Source organism: Nocardioides sp. FY1077 (assembly GCF_058681775.1).
The window spans coordinates 16,490-33,353 of the sequence record NZ_JBZWDB010000004.1; the positions used below are offsets into that span (position 1 = coordinate 16,490).

At 73.5% G+C, this 16,864-nt stretch carries 14 protein-coding genes; 10 read left to right on the top strand and 4 right to left on the bottom strand.

What is annotated here, in order from left to right; all coding sequences use genetic code 11:
- Window positions 1-141 precede the first annotated feature (141 nt).
- From AC4OR8_RS15265 to AC4OR8_RS15305, 9 genes are all read left to right on the top strand, one after another.
- Window positions 142-408 (top strand): hypothetical protein, encoded by a 267-nt coding sequence (locus AC4OR8_RS15265; protein ID WP_492166443.1) that lies wholly within the window; start codon window positions 142-144, stop codon window positions 406-408.
- Window positions 408-1,787: a DUF4331 domain-containing protein gene (locus tag AC4OR8_RS15270; protein WP_492166444.1), complete on the top strand. Its 1,380-nt coding sequence runs from the start codon at window positions 408-410 to the stop codon at window positions 1,785-1,787. The genes AC4OR8_RS15265 and AC4OR8_RS15270 overlap by 1 nt, the downstream gene beginning before the upstream one ends.
- Entirely contained in the window at window positions 1,784-2,200 is a 417-nt protein-coding gene (locus AC4OR8_RS15275) for a hypothetical protein (RefSeq protein WP_492166445.1), read from the top strand. The genes AC4OR8_RS15270 and AC4OR8_RS15275 overlap by 4 nt, the downstream gene beginning before the upstream one ends.
- Window positions 2,201-2,390: 190 nt before the next feature.
- The gene (locus AC4OR8_RS15280) at window positions 2,391-4,715 is read left to right on the top strand and encodes an HAD-IB family hydrolase (RefSeq protein WP_492166446.1); all 2,325 of its coding nucleotides are present in this window, start codon (window positions 2,391-2,393) and stop codon (window positions 4,713-4,715) included.
- Window positions 4,712-5,938, top strand: a complete 1,227-nt coding sequence (locus AC4OR8_RS15285) for a zinc-dependent alcohol dehydrogenase (RefSeq protein WP_492166447.1) — start codon at window positions 4,712-4,714, stop codon at window positions 5,936-5,938. Before AC4OR8_RS15280 ends, AC4OR8_RS15285 begins: the two co-directional genes overlap by 4 nt.
- Window positions 5,938-7,521 (top strand): NPN-dependent hydroxyacid isomerase, LarAH14/15/16 family, encoded by a 1,584-nt coding sequence (gene larAH / locus AC4OR8_RS15290; protein ID WP_492166448.1) that lies wholly within the window; start codon window positions 5,938-5,940, stop codon window positions 7,519-7,521. Before AC4OR8_RS15285 ends, larAH begins: the two co-directional genes overlap by 1 nt.
- An 11-nt stretch (window positions 7,522-7,532) precedes the next feature.
- Complete coding sequence (locus AC4OR8_RS15295) at window positions 7,533-8,462, top strand: lysophospholipid acyltransferase family protein (RefSeq protein WP_492166449.1); 930 nt, start codon at window positions 7,533-7,535, stop codon at window positions 8,460-8,462.
- A gap of 131 nt (window positions 8,463-8,593) precedes the next feature.
- On the top strand, window positions 8,594-8,983 hold the full coding sequence (locus AC4OR8_RS15300) for a hypothetical protein (protein WP_492166450.1): 390 nt from the start codon (window positions 8,594-8,596) through the stop codon (window positions 8,981-8,983).
- Window positions 8,984-9,018: 35 nt separating this feature from the next.
- Window positions 9,019-9,894 (top strand): serine/threonine-protein kinase, encoded by an 876-nt coding sequence (locus AC4OR8_RS15305; RefSeq protein ID WP_492166451.1) that lies wholly within the window; start codon window positions 9,019-9,021, stop codon window positions 9,892-9,894.
- 731 nt (window positions 9,895-10,625) lie between these two features.
- Here the strand turns inward: AC4OR8_RS15305 and AC4OR8_RS15310 are convergent.
- The 4 genes from AC4OR8_RS15310 to AC4OR8_RS15325 all read right to left on the bottom strand — a co-directional run bounded on the left by AC4OR8_RS15310 (window position 10,626) and on the right by AC4OR8_RS15325 (window position 14,896).
- Window positions 10,626-11,960 carry an HNH endonuclease signature motif containing protein gene (locus AC4OR8_RS15310; RefSeq protein WP_492166452.1) on the bottom strand — a complete coding sequence of 445 codons (1,335 nt, stop codon included), beginning with the start codon at window positions 11,958-11,960 and terminating at the stop codon, window positions 10,626-10,628.
- A gap of 365 nt (window positions 11,961-12,325) precedes the next feature.
- Window positions 12,326-13,003 carry a response regulator transcription factor gene (locus tag AC4OR8_RS15315; protein ID WP_492166453.1) on the bottom strand — a complete coding sequence of 226 codons (678 nt, stop codon included), beginning with the start codon at window positions 13,001-13,003 and terminating at the stop codon, window positions 12,326-12,328.
- Window positions 12,988-14,475, bottom strand: coding sequence for a sensor histidine kinase (locus tag AC4OR8_RS15320; protein WP_492166454.1), 1,488 nt, complete (start codon window positions 14,473-14,475; stop codon window positions 12,988-12,990). The genes AC4OR8_RS15315 and AC4OR8_RS15320 overlap by 16 nt, the downstream gene beginning before the upstream one ends.
- 1 nt (window position 14,476) lies before the next feature.
- Window positions 14,477-14,896, bottom strand: coding sequence for a hypothetical protein (locus tag AC4OR8_RS15325; protein WP_492166455.1), 420 nt, complete (start codon window positions 14,894-14,896; stop codon window positions 14,477-14,479).
- A 387-nt stretch (window positions 14,897-15,283) separates the two neighbouring features.
- Between AC4OR8_RS15325 and AC4OR8_RS15330 the strand changes: the two genes are divergently transcribed.
- The gene (locus AC4OR8_RS15330) at window positions 15,284-16,861 is read left to right on the top strand and encodes an AMP-binding protein (protein WP_492166456.1); all 1,578 of its coding nucleotides are present in this window, start codon (window positions 15,284-15,286) and stop codon (window positions 16,859-16,861) included.
- The last annotated feature ends 3 nt before the right edge of the window (window positions 16,862-16,864 follow it).

The following is a 16,864-nucleotide window of genomic DNA, read 5'->3' on the forward strand; positions in this document are numbered from 1 at the left end:
AGACGAGGCGGGGCCGCGCCCGTCCCCGGCGGTCCCGGGAAAAAAGTCGTCGTGTCGTGCCATCCGTCGCAGCGAGCCCTCCGAACACCCTGTGGTCCGCCTCACACGAGGTGGCTTGACCCTATGGAGGGGTACACGAGCATGAGCGACACCAGCAGAAGGAAGTTCATCGCGGCTGCCGGCGCCGGCACCGCAGCGACCGCCGTCGCGGGCACCGTCAGCCTCGCGACCGGCGCCAGCGCCGCCAGCGCGGCGCAGCCCAGGCCCGGCACGGCCCGCGAGGCCGTCGTCGCGCACGTCGCGGACCACCGCACCGACCAGGTCACGCTGCTCGTCGGCGAGCGCGAGGTCGTCGTGCGCGACCGCGACCTGGTGACCCGCATCCTCAACGCAGCAGGGGGCAACTGATGTCGTCACACCGCGAAGCACCGGAGATCGCCAAGGACCCGGTGGCCGACGGCACCGACACCTACGCGTTCGTGAGCAAGGAGAACCCCAACAAGGTCGTCCTGATCGCGAACTTCATCCCCCTCCAGCAGCCCAACGGCGGCCCGAACTTCTACGAGTTCGCCGACGACGTGCTGTACGAGATCCACATCTCCAACAAGGGCACCGCGCAGCCCGACATCACCTACCGGTTCCGGTTCCGCACGCAGATCCGCAACCCCAAGACGTTCCTGTACAACACCGGGCCGATCAACGACATCTCCGACCAGGCCTGGAACCGGCCGCAGTTCTACACCGTCACCAAGGTCGTCGACGGCAACGAGAAGATGATCGGCCGCAACCTGCCGGTGCCGCCGGTCAACGTCGGCGTCCGCAGCACCCCGAACTACGCCAAGCTCGGGGACCAGGCCGTCCACCGCCTCGCCAACGGCCGCAAGGTGTTCGCGGGCCAGCGCGCCGACGCGTTCCACGTGGACCTCGGCAGCATCTTCGACCTCGGCGCCCTGCGCCCGTTCAACGAGAACCACCTGATCCCGATGGCCAACATGGACGGCATCAACTCGGTGCAGTCCTACAACGTGCACTCCATCGCGCTGCAGGTGAACATCAGCGAGCTCACCCGCGACGGCTCCAAGCCCGACGACGTGATGGACCCCAAGTCCGTCATCGGCGTCTGGGCCACTGCGAGCCGCCGCAAGTCGCGGATGTGGAACAAGGAGCAGGGCCGCTACACCGGCATGGGCCCGTGGCAGCAGGTCTCGCGCCTGGGCAACCCGCTGTTCAACGAGGTCATCGTGCCGATGGCCGAGAAGGACGAGTGGAACGCCCTGCCGGTCTCGGCCGACAAGCGCTTCGCCAAGTACGTCGACAAGCCCGAGCTCGCCGGTCTGCTGCCGGTGCTCTACCCCGACGTGTTCCCGAACCTCGCGGCCTACGACAAGCCGCGCGCCGACCTCAACGCGATCCTGCTGACCGGGATCCCGGAAGGTGTCGTCGACGGCTTCCAGAACTACACGGGCCCGGTGGAGGCCGACATGCTCCGCCTGAACGTGGCGGTGCCGCCCTCGCAGCGGGAGAACCCGATCGGCCTGGTCGCCGGCGACGCCGCGGGCTTCCCGAACGGACGCCGCATCGGCGACGACGTGGTGGCCATCGAGCTCAAGGCGGTCGCCGGAGCGACCATCCCGCTGGTCGACCCGTCGTACACCCCCGACGGCGCCGCCGGTCAGCTGACCGACGGCACCAGCAACACCAACGCCCCGCTGCTCGACACGTTCCCGTTCCTCGGGCTGCCGGGCGGGGGCTACCAGACCGTCCCGGGCACCACCGAGGCGTCGTGACCACCCCCGCGTCGGTCGAGAACCCGCACGCCGGGCAGGGCGCGGTCCTGCTCGACATCGGGGGCGACGTCGGCGCGCTGGTCGTGACCATGCCGGCGGCGATGCTCGACACCGAGGTGGAGATCAAGCCCCTCGGGGCCGACTTCGACACCGCTCCGGCCGGCGAGCACGGGCACGGCCACGGGCACGGGCACGACCACGGGCACGACCACGGTCACCACTCCCACCACCCGCACGTCGCGGTGGTGAACCGGCCTGTGGGCCCGGAGATGGTGCCGTCGCTGGTCTACCCCGAGCTCACCGAGGGCTCCTACGAGCTCTACGTCAAGGAGACCACCGACGTCCGGCTGACCGTGCAGGTCACCGGCGGCGAGGTCACCACGACGCAGTGGCCCGAGGCCGCCGCCGGCTGAGCCCGGCACCGCACCACGCACACCGACGACGGTCGTCCCGGCACAGCCCGGGGCGGCCGTCGTCGTCGTGCGCAGGGCGACCCCCGATGGCCCTGCCGTCGCCGCACGGTGCACAATCGCCACCCAGGACGGCCGGTCACGGCCGGTCACGCACCCGCCGCCCGGCGCCGCCGGCCACTGAGGAGGACGCATGGTGAACGCCGCACCGGGACCTGGTGTCGCCGCCCGCCTCGCCGGGCAGCGGGTCCTGCTGACCGGCGTCACGGGGTTCGTCGGCGAGGCGCTGCTGCACCTGCTGCTGGCGCGCGTGCCCGACGTACGGGTGGTGCTGCTGGTGCGGCCGAAGGGGTCGACCACGGCCGCCACCCGGGTGGCCCGCCAGCTCGGCAAGCCCCTGATGGCGCAGGTCGTGGAGGCCGCCGGTGGCGTGGAGCGGCTGATGGCCGAGCGCGTCGAGGTGCTCGAGGGCGACCTGTCCGACGTGCCGGTGCTGCCGCTGGGGCTCGACGCCGTGGTGCACTGCGCCGGCGACGTGTCGTTCGACCCGCCGGTGGACGCCGCGTTCACCACCAACGTGCTCGGTGTGCGCGAGCTGCTGGCCCGCGTCGTGGAGGCCGAGGAGGCCGAGGGCCGGGCCGGGGTGCGCCCGATCCACTACGTGCACATCTCCACCGCCTACGTGTCGGGGCGCCGCAGCGGTGTCGTCCCGGAGGCGCCGGTGGAGCACGCCGTCGACCTCGAGGCCGAGCTGGCCTGGGGCCTGGCCCAGCGCCACGACGTCGAGCACCGCTCCCGCAGCAGCGACCGGCTCGAGGCGGAGCGGCGCAAGGCCGAGCGCGAGCACGGCCGTGCCGGCCTGCTCACGGCCGCCGCCGCCAGCGAGACGGCGCGCGTGAAGTGGGCCAAGGACGAGCTGGTGCGGGTCGGCCTGGAGCGGGCCCGCAGCCTCGGCTGGACCGACTGCTACACCTTCACCAAGGCGCTCGGCGAGCGGGTGGTGGAGGCCCACGCCCGCACCCACCCGGTGTCGGTGGTGCGCCCGAGCATCATCGAGTCGGCCCTGGTCACGCCCCACCCGGGCTGGATCGAGGGCTTCAAGATGGCCGAGCCGCTGATCCTGGCCTACGGCCGCGGCGAGCTGCCGGAGTTCCCCGCCTCCGCCGACACGGTGGTCGACATCGTCCCGATCGACCACGTCGTGGCCGCGATCGTGGCGGTGCTGGCCCACCCGCCGGAGCCGGGGGAGGCGGCGTTCTTCCACGTCGCCTCGGGCTACCGCAACCCGCTGACGTTCCGCGAGCTCTACGGCCACGTGCGCGGCTACTTCGACGAGCACCCCTTCCGCGGCACCGACCGGGGCGCGCACCGCCTGCCCGACTGGCGCTTCCCCGGCGCCGGCGCGGTGGAGCGCCTGCTCACCACCTCCGAGCGCGCCCACCGCGTCGCCGAGACCGTGGTGGGTCACGCCCCGCGCAGCGACCGCGCCCGGGAGGTGGCCCGCCGCCTGGAGCGGCAGGGGCGCCGCCTGGAGTTCCTGCGCCGCTACCTCGACCTCTACCAGGAGTACGCCCGGGCCGACCTGCGCTTCGCCGACGACCGCACGAGTGCCCTGCGCACGTCGCTGTCGGCCGAGGACCAGGAGCAGTTCGCCTTCGACACCGCCGCGGTCGACTGGGCGGTCTACCTGCGCGACATCCACTGCCCGGCCGTCACCCAGCCGATCCGCGACCTCGACGACGTGCGTGCCCAGCGCAAGCGGACGTCGTCCACCGGGCTGCGCACCGTGGTCGCCCCGGACGACGGCGCCGCGCCGGTCGCGGCGTTCTTCGACATGGACGGCACGCTGCTGTCGTCGAACGTGATCGAGACCTACCTGTGGATGCGCCTGCAGGACCTCTCCGGCACCGAGCGGGCCGCCGAGCTGGGGCGGGTGCTGGGCCGGGTCCCGGGGCTGCTGCGCGCCGAGCGGCGCCAGCGCAGCGACTTCCTGCGCGCGGTCTACCGCGACTACGAGGGCGCCGACCGCGCCGCGCTCGACCAGGTGGCCGACGAGCTGCTCACCGACCACGTGCTGGCGCGCCTGGCCCCCGACGCCGTGCGCCGCATCCGGGAGCACCGCCGCGCCGGGCACCGCACGGTGCTGATCACGGGTGCCGTACGGCCGCTGACCCGTCCGCTGGCACCGCTGTTCGACCACGTGGAGGCCGCCGACCTCGGCGTCGACGAGCACGGCCGCTGCACGGGCCACCTGTCGTCGTCGCCGCTGGTGGGGGAGTCGCGCGCGGCCTGGATGCGCGCCTACGCCCGCGACCACGGCATCGACCTGACCCGCTCCTACGCCTACGCCGACTCGCTGTCCGACCTGCCGCTGCTCGCGGCCGTCGGCAACCCGGTCGCGGTGCGACCCGACGTCCCGCTGTTCCGCCACGCCCGGCGCCAGCGCTGGACCATCGTCGACTGGGCCAGCCCCGACTCCGCCAGCCGCACCCTGAACCCCGCCGGGAGCCGACGATGATGCTCGCGCTCGAGATGTTCCGCTCGCTGCCCCGCCACGTCGCGGGACGCGCGGTCGGCGGACGCTGGCCGGGCGTGCTGTCGGGCTTCGCCGCGCCGCTGCGCCTGGTGAGCCGCGAGGCGCCGCGCGTCGACCGCCCGGGCTGGGTGCGCCTGCGCACCCGCACCTCCGGTATCTGCGGCTCCGACCTCGGCGCGCTCTCCGGACGCACCAGCCTGTACTTCTCGGCGCTCACGTCACTGCCGTTCGTGCCGGGCCACGAGGTCGTCGCCGACCTGCTCGACGACTGCGAGGACCTGCCCGCCGGCACCCGCGTGGTCGTCGACCCCGTGCTGGCCTGCGCCGCGCGCGGGCTCGAGCCGTGCGCGGCGTGCGCGGTCGGCGCGACCAACCGCTGCGCCCACGTCACGGTCGGCCACCTCTCGCCGGGGCTGCAGACCGGCTTCTGCCGCGACACCGGCGGCGGCTGGGGTCAGCAGCTGGTCGCCCACCGCAGCCAGCTGCACGTCGTGCCTGCCGGGCTCACCGACGAGCAGGCGCTGCTGCTGGAGCCGCTGGCGTGCGCCGTGCACACCGCCCTGCGCGCCGGCGTCACGCCCGGCGACCGGGTGCTGGTCAGCGGGGCCGGTGCGGTGGGCCTGCTCGCGACGCTGGCGCTGCGCCGGATGACCCCGGCCGGCGACATCACCGTCGTGGCCAAGCACCCCCTGCAGCGCGAGCTCGCCGCCGCGGCCGGGGCGACCGACGTGGTGGCGCCCGGTGAGGTGCTGCGCCGCGTGCGCCGCACGACCGGCGCCCTGACCGTGCGTCCCGAGATGCACTCGCCGTTCCTGCTCGGGGGCGTCGACGTCGCCCTCGACGCCGTCGGCAGCCGCTCGTCGCTGGAGACCGCGCTGCAGGCGACCCGCGCCGGCGGGCGGGTGCTGCTCTCGGGCATGCCCGCGCCCGCCGACCTGTCGGCCGCCTGGTTCCGCGAGCTCGAGGTGGTCGGCACCTACGCCTCCGCCCACCGCGAGCCGGTCGCCGACGGCCGCCCGGCGTTCGCGATCGCCGCCGAGCTGGCCGCCGAGCTGGCCGCCGAGCCCGACGGGGTGATCGCCCGCCTCGCCGGTGCGGTCGCGACGTACCCGCTCCACCGTTGGCGCGAGGCCCTCGACCACGCCCACTCCGCCGGCCGCCTCGGAACCGTCAAGGTGGCCTTCGACCCGAGGAGAACTGACTAGTGCCACGCCCTGGATTCGTCCTGGAGGTCGACGACCGCACGCCGCCCCTGCTCGTCCACGAGGGCCTCGGCTTCCGGCTCGAGGACTTCCCGCAGGGCACCCGCGTCATCTACCCGCCGGAGTCGCTGCCGGCGGTGCCGGACGCCGACGCGGCGATCCTCGACGCCCTGCTGCACCCGGTGGACTCCGACCCGCTGCCCGAGCGGCTGTTCCCCGGCATGCGCCTGACGATCGCCTTCGACGACGTGTCGCTGCCGCTGCCGCCGATGCGGGCGCCCGACGTGCGCCAGCGGGTCATCGAGCAGGTCCTGACGATGGCCGCGGAGGCCGGCGTCGACGACGTCGAGATCATCGCCGCCAACGCGCTGCACCGCCGGATGACGCCCGCCGAGCTGCGCCACATCGTCGGCGAGCGGGTGTTCCGGTCGTTCCACCCGCAGGGCAAGCTCTACAACTTCGACGCCGAGGACCGCGACAACCTCACCCACCTCGGCACGACCGACCAGGGCGAGGACATCGAGATCAGCAAGCGGGCCGCGGAGTCCGACCTGCTGGTCTACGTCAACGTCAACCTCGTGGCGATGGACGGCGGCCACAAGTCGGTGGGCATCGGGCTGGCGTCGTACCGCTCGCTGCGCCACCACCACAACCCGCACACGATGGTGCACTCGCGCTCGTTCATGGACCACAAGAAGTCGGCGATGCACCAGTCGGCGTGGCGCATCGGGCGGGTCATCAAGGACCACGTGGCGGTGTTCCAGGTGGAGACCACCCTCGACAACGCGGTGTTCCCCAAGCCCTACGACTTCCTGATGAAGCGCGAGTGGGAGTGGTCGCTGCGCGACCAGGCCTCGATGCTGGCCGCCCGGCGCGGCCTGGCGCTGGCGCCGCAGAAGCTGCGCCACCGGCTCTTCCACGACATGCGCGCGCCGTACGGCCTGACCGGCATCACCGCCGGCGAGGTCGAGGCCGTGCACGAGCAGACCCTGGAGCGGGTGCACCGCCAGCAGCTGGTCGAGGTCGACGGTGCCTCCGACGTGCTGGTGATGGGGGTGCCGTTCCTGGGGCCCTACAACGTGAACAGCTCGATGAACCCGATCCTGGCGACCTGCATGGGGCTGGGCTACTACTTCAACTCCTACCGCAACCACCCGGTGGTGCGGCGCGGGGGAGCGGTGATCCTCTACCACCCCCTCGACGAGGGCTTCAACCAGCTGCACCACCCCTCGTACGTCGACTTCTACGAGGAGGTGCTGGCCGAGACCACCGACCCGGCGGTGATCGCCCAGACCTACGAGAAGCAGTTCGCCGAGGACCCGTGGTACCGCCACCTCTACCGCACCTCGCACGCCTACCACGGCGTCCACCCGTTCTACATGTGGTACTGGGCGGCGCACGCGATGGACCACGTCGGTGACGTGGTGTGGGTGGGCGGCGACCGGCGGGCCGCGGCGCGGCTCGGCTTCCGCGCGGCGTCCACGCTGGCCGACGCGCTGGAGATGGTGTCGGGATCGGTGGGCTCCAGCCCGTCGATCACCTACCTGCACAACCCGCCGCACCTCGTCGCCGACGTGCGGGTCTGAGGGGCCGGGACGTGGGGTTCTTCAGCGAGGGCGCCGACGACGTGCGCCGCGTCTCGCGCGGGTGGCGCTGGGGACGGCGAGCGCAGGTGCCGCGCTCGGCGGAGGCGTTCGTGCCGCCGCCGCGCCCGCGGACGATGGGATCGGACTGGGCGCGCCGGCCCGCCGGCGTGGCCGCGCGGGAGGTGGCCCAGAAGGCCGCCCTGGAGCCGCTGTTCCGCTCGCAGGTGCGCACCCGGGTCGAGGGCCTCGACGTGCTGGAGCGGGTGCAGGGGCCGGTCATCTTCGTGGCCAACCACGCCTCCCACCTCGACACCCCGCTCATCCTGCTGTCGCTGCCCGACGCGTGGCGGCGGCGTACGGCGGTCGCCGCGGCGGCCGACTACTTCTTCGACACGTGGTGGCGCGCGGTGGGCTCGTCGCTGGTGTTCAACACGTTCCCGATCGACCGTCGCGGCGGCACGATGACGGCGACGCCCGGCGAGGTGCTGGCCGACGGCTGGAGCCTGGTGATCTACCCCGAGGGGACCCGGTCGACCGACGGCTGGACGTCGGGGTTCCGCATGGGCGCCGCCTGGCTGGCCCACGAGCACCGCGTGCCGGTCGTGCCGGTGGCCCACCGCGGCACGTTCGCGGCGATGCCACGGGGCCAGGGGTGGCCGGGGCGCGGGCGCCGGCAGCTGACCGTGCGCTTCGGCGAGCCGGTGGTGCCGCGCGAGGGCGAGACCGTGCGCGAGCTGGCGCCGCGGGTGCGTGACGCCGTGGCCGCGCTGCTCGACGAGGACTCCTCCACGTGGTGGGAGGCCCGGCGTCGCGCCGCGCAGGGGCGCACGCCCGACCCCGCCGGCCCCGACGTGGCGGTGTGGCGCCGGGTGTGGGCGCAGACCGAGTCGCCCCCGGCGCGGTCGTCGGCGGAGCGCCGCCCGGCGGTGTGGCGGCGCTGACCCGCGTCGCGCGCCGGCGTACCTAAGGGGGCTCTCACGCCGGGCTCACCCGGGGCTCACCCGGGGCCGTCAGAGTCCTTCTCGTCACCCCCACGGCCGCCGCCCGGCGGCCAACGACGAGAGGTCATCCCATGCACAAGATCGCCACCATCGCCTCCCTCGGTCTCGCCAGCGCCCTCACCGGCGGCCTCCTGGCGCTGCAGGCGCCGGCCACCGCCGACGACGTGTTCGCCAAGCGCGACGACGACACCTCCGACGTCGTGACGACCGTCGACGACGAGGACGACGACGACACCGGCGCCCGTGACGACGACGACACCAACGACGACACGACCAACACCGGAGTCAGCCGCTCCACCAACGACGGCACCAACAGCCGGTTCACCAAGGTCACCCGCGACCGCGACGCCAGCCGCTCGGACCTGACCCGCGACATGACCCGCGACGGCAAGGGCGGCCCGCAGCGCGACCTGTCGGCCAACCTCACCAACGACCGCTCGCGCAACGACACGCGTCGCTGAGCGACGAGCCCGGACGAGACGGCGGCGGTGGAACGATGACGAGCACGAGCTGGGACCTGCACGAGGGCGACGCGATCACCCCTGAGCTGACCGCGATGCGACTGCTCGGCGGCGGGTCGTCGTACGAGGCCTACCTGGCCTTCGACGAGCTCACCTACGGCCCGGTGGTGGTCAAAGTGGTGCGGCCCGCGATGGTCGAGGACCGCTCGAGCCTGCGCGGGCTGCGCCGCGAGGTCGAGGCGCTCGCCACGGTCAACCACCCCGCCGTCGTCCGGGGGCTGCGCCACGAGCTGGACGGCCCGCGGCCCCACCTGGTGCTGGAGCACCTCGACGGGCCGCGGCTCTCGACGCTCGTGCGGCGCCACGGACCGCTGCAGGAGGCGCAGTACCTGCCGCTGGCCATCGAGGTGGCCTCGGCACTGCACTACCTGCGCCACCTCGGCTGGACCCACCTCGACGTGAAGCCCAGCAACATCATCATGGGCGCTCCGGCCCGCCTGATCGACCTGTCGGTGGCGCGCCCGGTCGAGGACGCCGCCCGCCTCGACCACGTCATCGGCACCGACGCCTACCTGTCCCCGGAGCAGGCCGACCCGGGCGCAGGCCACGCCCCGGGCCACGCCAGCGACGTGTGGGGGCTGTGCGCCACGCTGTTCGAGGCCGTCGCGGGCTACCGCGCCTTCGACAGCGGCGACGTCGACGCCCCCGACGCCGCTGCCCGCCACCCGCAGGTCGCCGAGGACCCCTACCGGTTGCCCGACCGCGTACCGGCCGACGTCGCCAAGGTCGTGTACGCCGGTCTCGAGAAGCGCCCCGACGACCGGCCCCTGCCCCACGAGGTCGCCGAGGCCCTCGAGCCGGTCCTCGCCCGCCAGGCCCGCCCCAAGCTCGCCGGCTGGAAGGTCCGCTGACCCTGCCCGTCGGGCCCTGTGCTCCGGTGGGTGAGGTGTGCCGAGACCGCGCGGCTGTCCGCTGGGACTCGACGGAGGCAAGTCCCACGCGGGCTGCGGGGGTTCCGACACGGGCCCCAGCGCGCCCTGCCGACCAACGAACCTCGCCTCGGCGATCGAGTGCCGAGGAGCGCCAGCGACGAGGTGTATCGAGACCACGGAACCCTCCGCTGGGACGCGCCCAGGACAGGTCCCAGCGCGGGCTGCGGGGGTTTCGACACGGGCGCTAGCGCGCCCTGCCGACCAACGAGCTGACTTCGGTGGTCGAGTGCCGAGGAGCGCCAGCGACGAGGTGTATCGAGACCACCCGACCCTCCGCGGGGGCTGTCCCCAGGCAGGTACCAGCGCCGGCTGCGGGGGTTTCGACACGGGCGCTAGCGCGCCCTACCGACCAACGAGCTGACTTCGGTGGTCGAGTGCCGAGGAGCGCTAGCGACGAGGTGTATCGAGACCACCCGACCCTCCGCGGGGGCTGTCCCCAGGCAGGTATAAGCGCTGGCGGCGGGGGTTTCGACACGGGCGCTAGCGCGCCCTGCTCAACCAACGGGTCGGACCGTCTCGGTGGACGAGGTGTATCGAGACCACGGAACCGTGCGCTCGTACACGCCTCGGGGCAGGTTCCTGCGCGGGCGGCGGGGGTTTCGACACGGGCGCTGCGCGCCCTGCGGACCAACGATCGGCGGAGGGCGCGGTCAGGTGAGGTGGGCGGTGCCGCGCTGGTCGACGGCGTACCGGTGCCCGTGGGGGCTGATCCATTCGTACGCAGCTGCGGCGGTGCGGGTGTAGGTCCAGCCGTCGTGGGTCTTGGCCCGGTGGTGGCGTCTGCACAAGCAGGCGAGGTTGGCAGTGGACGTCTGGCCGGGTGGGCCGCCGTCGGCGCGTGCTCGGTACGGGGTGATGTGGTCGACGTCGGATGACCGGGCTGGGCGGGTGCAGTGGGGGAAGCGGCAGGTGTCGTCGCGCTGCACAATTTGCTCGCGCATTCGGTCGGGGACCTCGTAGGCGTCGGTGTGCCGCTGCTCGGTGAGGTCGAGGACGGGCCGGACCGTCACGCCGGTGGCGCTGCTGGCGCACCAGGTCTTGACCTGGTCGGCGGAGACGAAGCTTCGGGTCCTCTCGACCCGGGCCAGGTGCAGGTCCGACGTGGCTTCGGTGAGGGCGGCTTCGCTGAGGTGGACGTGCAGCACGACCTGCCGGGCCGGACGCCGCCGCTGCGGCATGGGCTCGGGCTCGGGCTCGGTGTCGTCGCGGGTCAGGTCGAGGGCGGTCTGGGCACGGGCGATCTCCCCGACCGCCATCGCCCGACGCGCGTCCAGCGACACGGCGCACCCCAGCTCGGCCAGCTGCGCCGCACAGTGCGCGACCGCGGCATCCAGGTCCAACGCGTCAGCGCGGTCGAGGTCGCCCTGCACGTGCATCGTTCCGAACACCGACACCTGCGAGGTGTCCACGTCGAAGCACCGGTCGTCCGCGGCCTTCGCCGCTCGTGCTCGCGCCTGCTGCGGGTCGTGACGGGCGATCGCCTCATCGATGAGCCGATCGAGCGCACGGAAGCCGATCTTCGAGGCCACCGGGGCCACGTGGCGGTCCACGAACGCCGCCGCGTCCGGGCTCAGCGCCAGCGTCTGCTCGGCTACCCGACGGGCGCGCCACACCTGCACCTCGCCCGCGGTGACCCGCGACCACAGCCGCGGCAGACGGTGGGCGATCTCGAGAGCGTGACCGACATACCGCATCCCGGCGTCGCTGCCCATCCCCAAGACGGCGGCGAGCTCCACCACCGCGAACTCCGAGACCAGTGGCGAGCCATCGCCGGCGACCACCAGCTGGCGGTCGGTGCCCGGCACGGTCGCTGCGTCCTCGAGGACGTCGTCGTACGGCGGCAGCTCGTTGGCTGCCGCCCACTTCACCGTGGTCACCATCAGGGCCGTCTCTGCCGCGTCCGCGGCCCGGCGGTGGCCCAGCGCCTCGGTCAGGAGCGCGTCGGTCGACACGTCCTGACGGCGGTGGCGGAGGGGGATGGGCATGCCCTCATCCTACTCGAACATATGTTCGAGTGCAGTGGTTCTCCACCGGCCGACCGGCCCGGTTGCGGGGTCTCGATACACCTCGTCGCTGGCGCTCCTCGGCACTCGACCAGCGAGGGGCCGGGCGCTCCTCGGCACTAGACCAACGATCGGTCGGGCGGGTCCCAGCGCTGGCTGCGGGGGTCTCGATACACCTCGTCGCTGGCGCTCCTCGGCACTCGACCAGCGAAGGCTCGGCGCTCCTCGGCACTCGACCGACGAGGGGCTGGGCACTCCTCGGCACTCGACCAGCGAAGGCTCGGCGCTCCTCGGCACTCGGCCAGCGAGGGGCCGGGCGCTCCTCGGCACTCGACCAGCGAGCCGGGTCAGGGCTGGAAGCGGTAGCCCATGCCGCGGACGGTCTCGATGGCGTCGGCGCCGAACTTGCGGCGCAGGTAGCCGACGTAGACGTCGACGACGTTCGAGCCGGGGTCGAAGTCGAAGCCCCAGACGTGGTCGAGGAGCTGCTCGCGGGAGAGCACCTGGCCGGCGTTGAGCATGAAGATCTCGGCGAGGGCGAACTCGCGGGCCGACAGGTCGACCTGCTGGTGGCCCACGCGGGCGCGGCGGGTGCGGATGTCGAGGGAGACCCCGCCGGCCTCCACCACGTCGCCGGTGGGGCCGGCGCCCTCGTTGCCCGGGGCCTGGCGCAGCCGCAGCCGGATGCGGGCCTGCAGCTCGGCGAAGCGGAAGGGCTTGGGCATGTAGTCGTCGGCCCCGCCCTCGAGTGCCGTGACGGTGTCGCCGACGGAGTCGCGGGCGGTGAGCACGATGACGGGCATCCGCGAGCCCTGCGAGCGCAGGGCGTCGAGCACCTCGAAGCCGTCCATGCCGCCGGGCAGGCCGATGTCGAGCACCATCAGCTCGTAGTCGCCGCTCAGGGCGTGGTCGAGCCCGCCGGGCCCGTCGCCGACGACGGTGGCCTGGTGGCCGTCGGCCTTGAGGCCCTTGGCGACGAACGACGCGATGCGCGCCTCGTCCTCGACGATCAGGATGCGGGCCACGGGTCCTCCTGGTGGACGGGGTCGACGGGCTGCACGGGCTGCCCGGGGTGGACGGGGTGGGCGGGCAGGGTCAGCACGAACAGGGCGCCGGGGGGGTCGGCGTCGGACACCGAGGCGGTCCCGCCGTGGGCCTCCGCGATCGCGGTGACGATGGAGAGACCCAGCCCGAAGCCCTCGTCGCCCTCCGGCACGGCGCTGCGCCCGAACCTGCGGAACACCAGCTCGCGGTCGGCGGCCGGCACCCCGGGCCCGGTGTCGCGCACCCACAGCCGCACGCTGCCGCCGTCGTACGACGAGCCGATCGCGACCTCGTCGCCGGGCTGGGTGTGCTTCACGGCGTTGTCGGCGAGCTGCAGCACCGCTTGGGTGACGCGCTGCTCGTCGAGCTCGACGGCGACGGCTGCGGCGACGTCGAGCAGCCAGGTGCGGTCGCCGAGCGCGGCGGCCTTGGTCAGCAGGTCCTCGGTGAGGCGGCCGAGGTCGACGGGGCCCGGGGAGACGAAGTCGGGGCGGTCGCTCTTGGCCAGCAGCAGCAGCTCGCCCACCAGCCGCGCCATCCGGTCGATCTCGTCGAGCAGGAGCTTCCTGGTCTCCTCGACGTCGTCGGTGTCGTGCGGGTCGAGGAGCTCGAGGTGCCCGCGCAGCACGGTGAGCGGCGTCTTGAGCTCGTGGCCGGCGTCGTCGAGGAAGCGCCGCTGCTCGGCGAACGACCCCTCGAGCCGGTCGAGCATCCCGTTGACCGTGAGGGTCAGGGCGGTGATGTCGTCGTTGCCCTGCACCGGCACCCGGCGCGAGAGGTCGGAGTCGCCGATCTCGTCGGCGGTGCGACGCAGGACGCGCAGGGGTGCCAGCAGGCGCCCCGACTGCCAGGAGGCGAAGCCGATGACCACGAGCAGCGACAGCACGGCCACGACCGCGTAGGTGCGCATGGTGTCGAGGAGCAGCGCACGGTCCTCGGCGAGGAAGACGACCACGACGAGGGCACCGGTCGCGTCCCCGTCGTCGAGGCGCACCGGCTGGGCCGCGACGAGGAGGGGCCCGCGTGGGCTGTCCACCACCTGCGACCCGCCGTCGCGCACGAGCGGGGCGGCGGCCTCCAGGAACGCGGGGTCCTCGGGGAGCGGGTCCTCGCGTGGCGACTGCAGCTTCGGCGCCGCGTCGAGCCAGGCGACCAGCAGCTCGTCGTCGTCGGGCACGTTGCGGTCGAGGAAGAGACGCAGCAGGCGTCGGATGGAGGTGAACGGCTCACCGGTCGCGGGGTCGAGGCCGCTCTCCAGCGCGACGAACTCGTCGAGCTCCTGGTCGACCTCCTGCATGGTCTGGGCGTCGATGCGGGCGCTCTCGACGGCGTGGACGATGAACCCGGCGCCGGTCAGGGCCAGCGCGACCAGCAGCGCCATCGCCGCGGTGATCCGCACCCGCACCGAGAGGCCGGAGCGGCGCGTCCGCCGGGGGGCGGGGACGGGACGCACGTCAGTCGTCGTCGTCTCCGTCGTCCCCGTCGTCCCCGTCGTCGTCACCGTCGTCCCCGCCCTCGTCGTCGTCCTCCCCGTCGCTGTCGTCATCATCGTCGTCGTCGTACACCGGCGCACCACCGCCACCCACGTCACCCGGACGTGGCACGACGACCTCGACCCCGTCGTCGTCCCCGACGTCGCTGTCGTTCCCGTCGTCCCGGTCGTCGCGCTCGTCGTCGTCCCGCACGGGGCGGTCGTCGCGCACCGGTCGGTCGGTGGGCGACGGCGCGGGCGTCGGTGACGGCGCCTCGATGACGATGGGCGCGCGCGGCGCCGGGTCGTCGGGCGAGCCGCCGGCGGCCAGCGAGCCCGCGACGAAGCCGCCCATCGGCAGCAGGAGCGCGAGGGCGGCGACGACCTTCAGCAGGGTGCGCATGCGCCCACGGTGCGCCACGTACATGGACGTGGTGTGAGACCCGCGTGAGAGGACTCTCATGTGGCTCGGACCGGCACGGGCTGCCCGGCGCGGCGGCCGGCCTGCTCGACGAGCTCGGCGGTGCGGCGCCCGTCCTCCTCCTCGCCCGTCGCAGAGGTCACCGAGGCCGGCGAGCCGGGCCGGGCCGGGCGAGCTGCTCGTCGGAGGTCTCGGGCTGGCGGTGCAGGGCGGCGGGGTCGGTGGTCTCGGGCTGGTGGTCGCTCGCGGCGTGGCCGCTCCGGGGTGGGGTGAAGGTCGGCGGTGCGCCGGTGCCCCCGGCGCCTGGTGCCGGCGCGCCCGGCACGGGCGTCACTACAGTGGCCCAGGTCACCGCCCCCAGGAGGTCAGATGTTCGTCCCGTTCAGCGCTGCCGACTTCATCCAGCGAGCCGAGGCGGTGTACGCCGACCGCGTCGGTGTGGTCGACGAGCCCGACCAGCCCGCGTCCCCGCTCGGCACCGACGGGCGGCTGACGTACGGCGAGATGGCCGACCTCGCCCGCCGCCAGGCCGCCCACCTCGACACCCTCGGCATCGCGCCGGGCGACCGGGTGGCGGTGGTCAGCCACAACAGCGCGCGGCTGCTGACCAGCTTCTTCGGGGTGGCCGGGCACGGCCGGGTGCTGGTGCCGGTGAACTTCCGGCTGCGCCCGGACGAGGTGGCCTACATCGTCGAGCACTCCGGGGCCCGGGTGCTGTACGTCGACCCCGAGCTCGACGAGCAGCTCGCCGGGGTGCACGCCGAGCACCGCTTCGTGCTGGGAGTCGACGAGCACCTGTACGCCCCGCCCGGAGCCGCGCCGGTGCCGTGGGAGCACGACGAGTCGGCCACGGCCTGCATCAACTACACCTCCGGCACGACCGCGCGGCCCAAGGGCGTACAGATCACCCACCGCAACCTGTGGACCAACGCGGTGACCTTCGCGATGCACGTGACGCTCAGCGACCGCGACGTCTACCTGCACACCCTCCCCATGTTCCACGCCAACGGCTGGGGGATGCCGTTCGCCACCACCGGCCTCGGCGTCCCGCAGGTGGTGCTGCGCAAGGTCGACGGCGCCGAGATCCTGCGCCGGGTGGCCGAGCACGGGGTGACCGTGATGTGCGCGGCCCCGGCGGTGGCGGCGGCGGTGCTCGACGCCGCGCAGGACTGGGAGGGCGAGATCCCCGGACGCGACCGGGTGCGGATCATCATGGCCGGCGCCCCTCCGCCGACCCGCACGGTGGCGCGGGTCGAGGAGGAGCTGGGCTGGGAGTTCATCCAGATCTACGGGCTCACCGAGACCTCCCCGCTGCTCACCGTCAACCGCTCGCGCGCCGAGTGGGACCACCTCGACGCCCAGGAGCGAGCCGGGCTGCTGACCCGCGCCGGTGCGCCGGCGCTCGGGGTGACCCTGCGGGTCGACGCCCCCGGTGAGGGGTCCGGCGAGGGAGCCGGCGGAACCTCGGGCGAGGTGCTGGCCCGCTCGAACGTCGTGCTCGAGGGCTACTGGGAGCAGCCGGAGGAGTCGGCGCGGGCGCTGGCCGACGGCTGGTTCCACACCGGTGACGGCGGGGTGATCGGCGACGACGGCTACCTGACGATCAGCGACCGGAAGAAGGACGTGATCATCACCGGCGGCGAGAACGTGTCGTCGATCGAGGTGGAGGACGTGCTGTTCTCCCACCCGGCGGTCGCGGAGGTCGCCGTGATCGGGGTGCCGAGCGAGAGGTGGGGCGAGACGATCACGGCCCTGGTCGTGCTCGCTCCCGGGCAGCAGGCCACCGAGGCCGAGCTGGTGGCGTGGTGCAAGGACAAGGCGGCCGGCTACAAGGCGCCGACCTCGATCGAGTTCCGCGACGAGCTGGCCCGCACGGCCACGGGCAAGCTGCAGAAGTACAAGCTGCGGGCGCCGTACTGGGAGGGCCGCGACCGGCAGGTCAACTGACCG

What these genes read in the sequence shown, in the direction of transcription:
- AC4OR8_RS15265 (WP_492166443.1), top strand. Translation starts at nt 142, where the DNA reads ATGAGCGACACCAGCAGAAGGAAGTTCATCGCGGCTGCCGGCGCCGGC.
- AC4OR8_RS15270 (WP_492166444.1), top strand. Translation starts at nt 408, where the DNA reads ATGTCGTCACACCGCGAAGCACCGGAGATCGCCAAGGACCCGGTGGCC.
- AC4OR8_RS15280 (WP_492166446.1), top strand. Translation starts at nt 2,391, where the DNA reads ATGGTGAACGCCGCACCGGGACCTGGTGTCGCCGCCCGCCTCGCCGGG.
- AC4OR8_RS15285 (WP_492166447.1), top strand. Translation starts at nt 4,712, where the DNA reads ATGATGCTCGCGCTCGAGATGTTCCGCTCGCTGCCCCGCCACGTCGCG.
- AC4OR8_RS15300 (WP_492166450.1), top strand. Translation starts at nt 8,594, where the DNA reads ATGCACAAGATCGCCACCATCGCCTCCCTCGGTCTCGCCAGCGCCCTC.
- AC4OR8_RS15305 (WP_492166451.1), top strand. Translation starts at nt 9,019, where the DNA reads ATGACGAGCACGAGCTGGGACCTGCACGAGGGCGACGCGATCACCCCT.
- AC4OR8_RS15310 (WP_492166452.1), bottom strand. Translation starts at nt 11,960, where the DNA reads ATGCCCATCCCCCTCCGCCACCGCCGTCAGGACGTGTCGACCGACGCG.
- AC4OR8_RS15325 (WP_492166455.1), bottom strand. Translation starts at nt 14,896, where the DNA reads ATGCGCACCCTGCTGAAGGTCGTCGCCGCCCTCGCGCTCCTGCTGCCG.
- AC4OR8_RS15330 (WP_492166456.1), top strand. Translation starts at nt 15,284, where the DNA reads ATGTTCGTCCCGTTCAGCGCTGCCGACTTCATCCAGCGAGCCGAGGCG.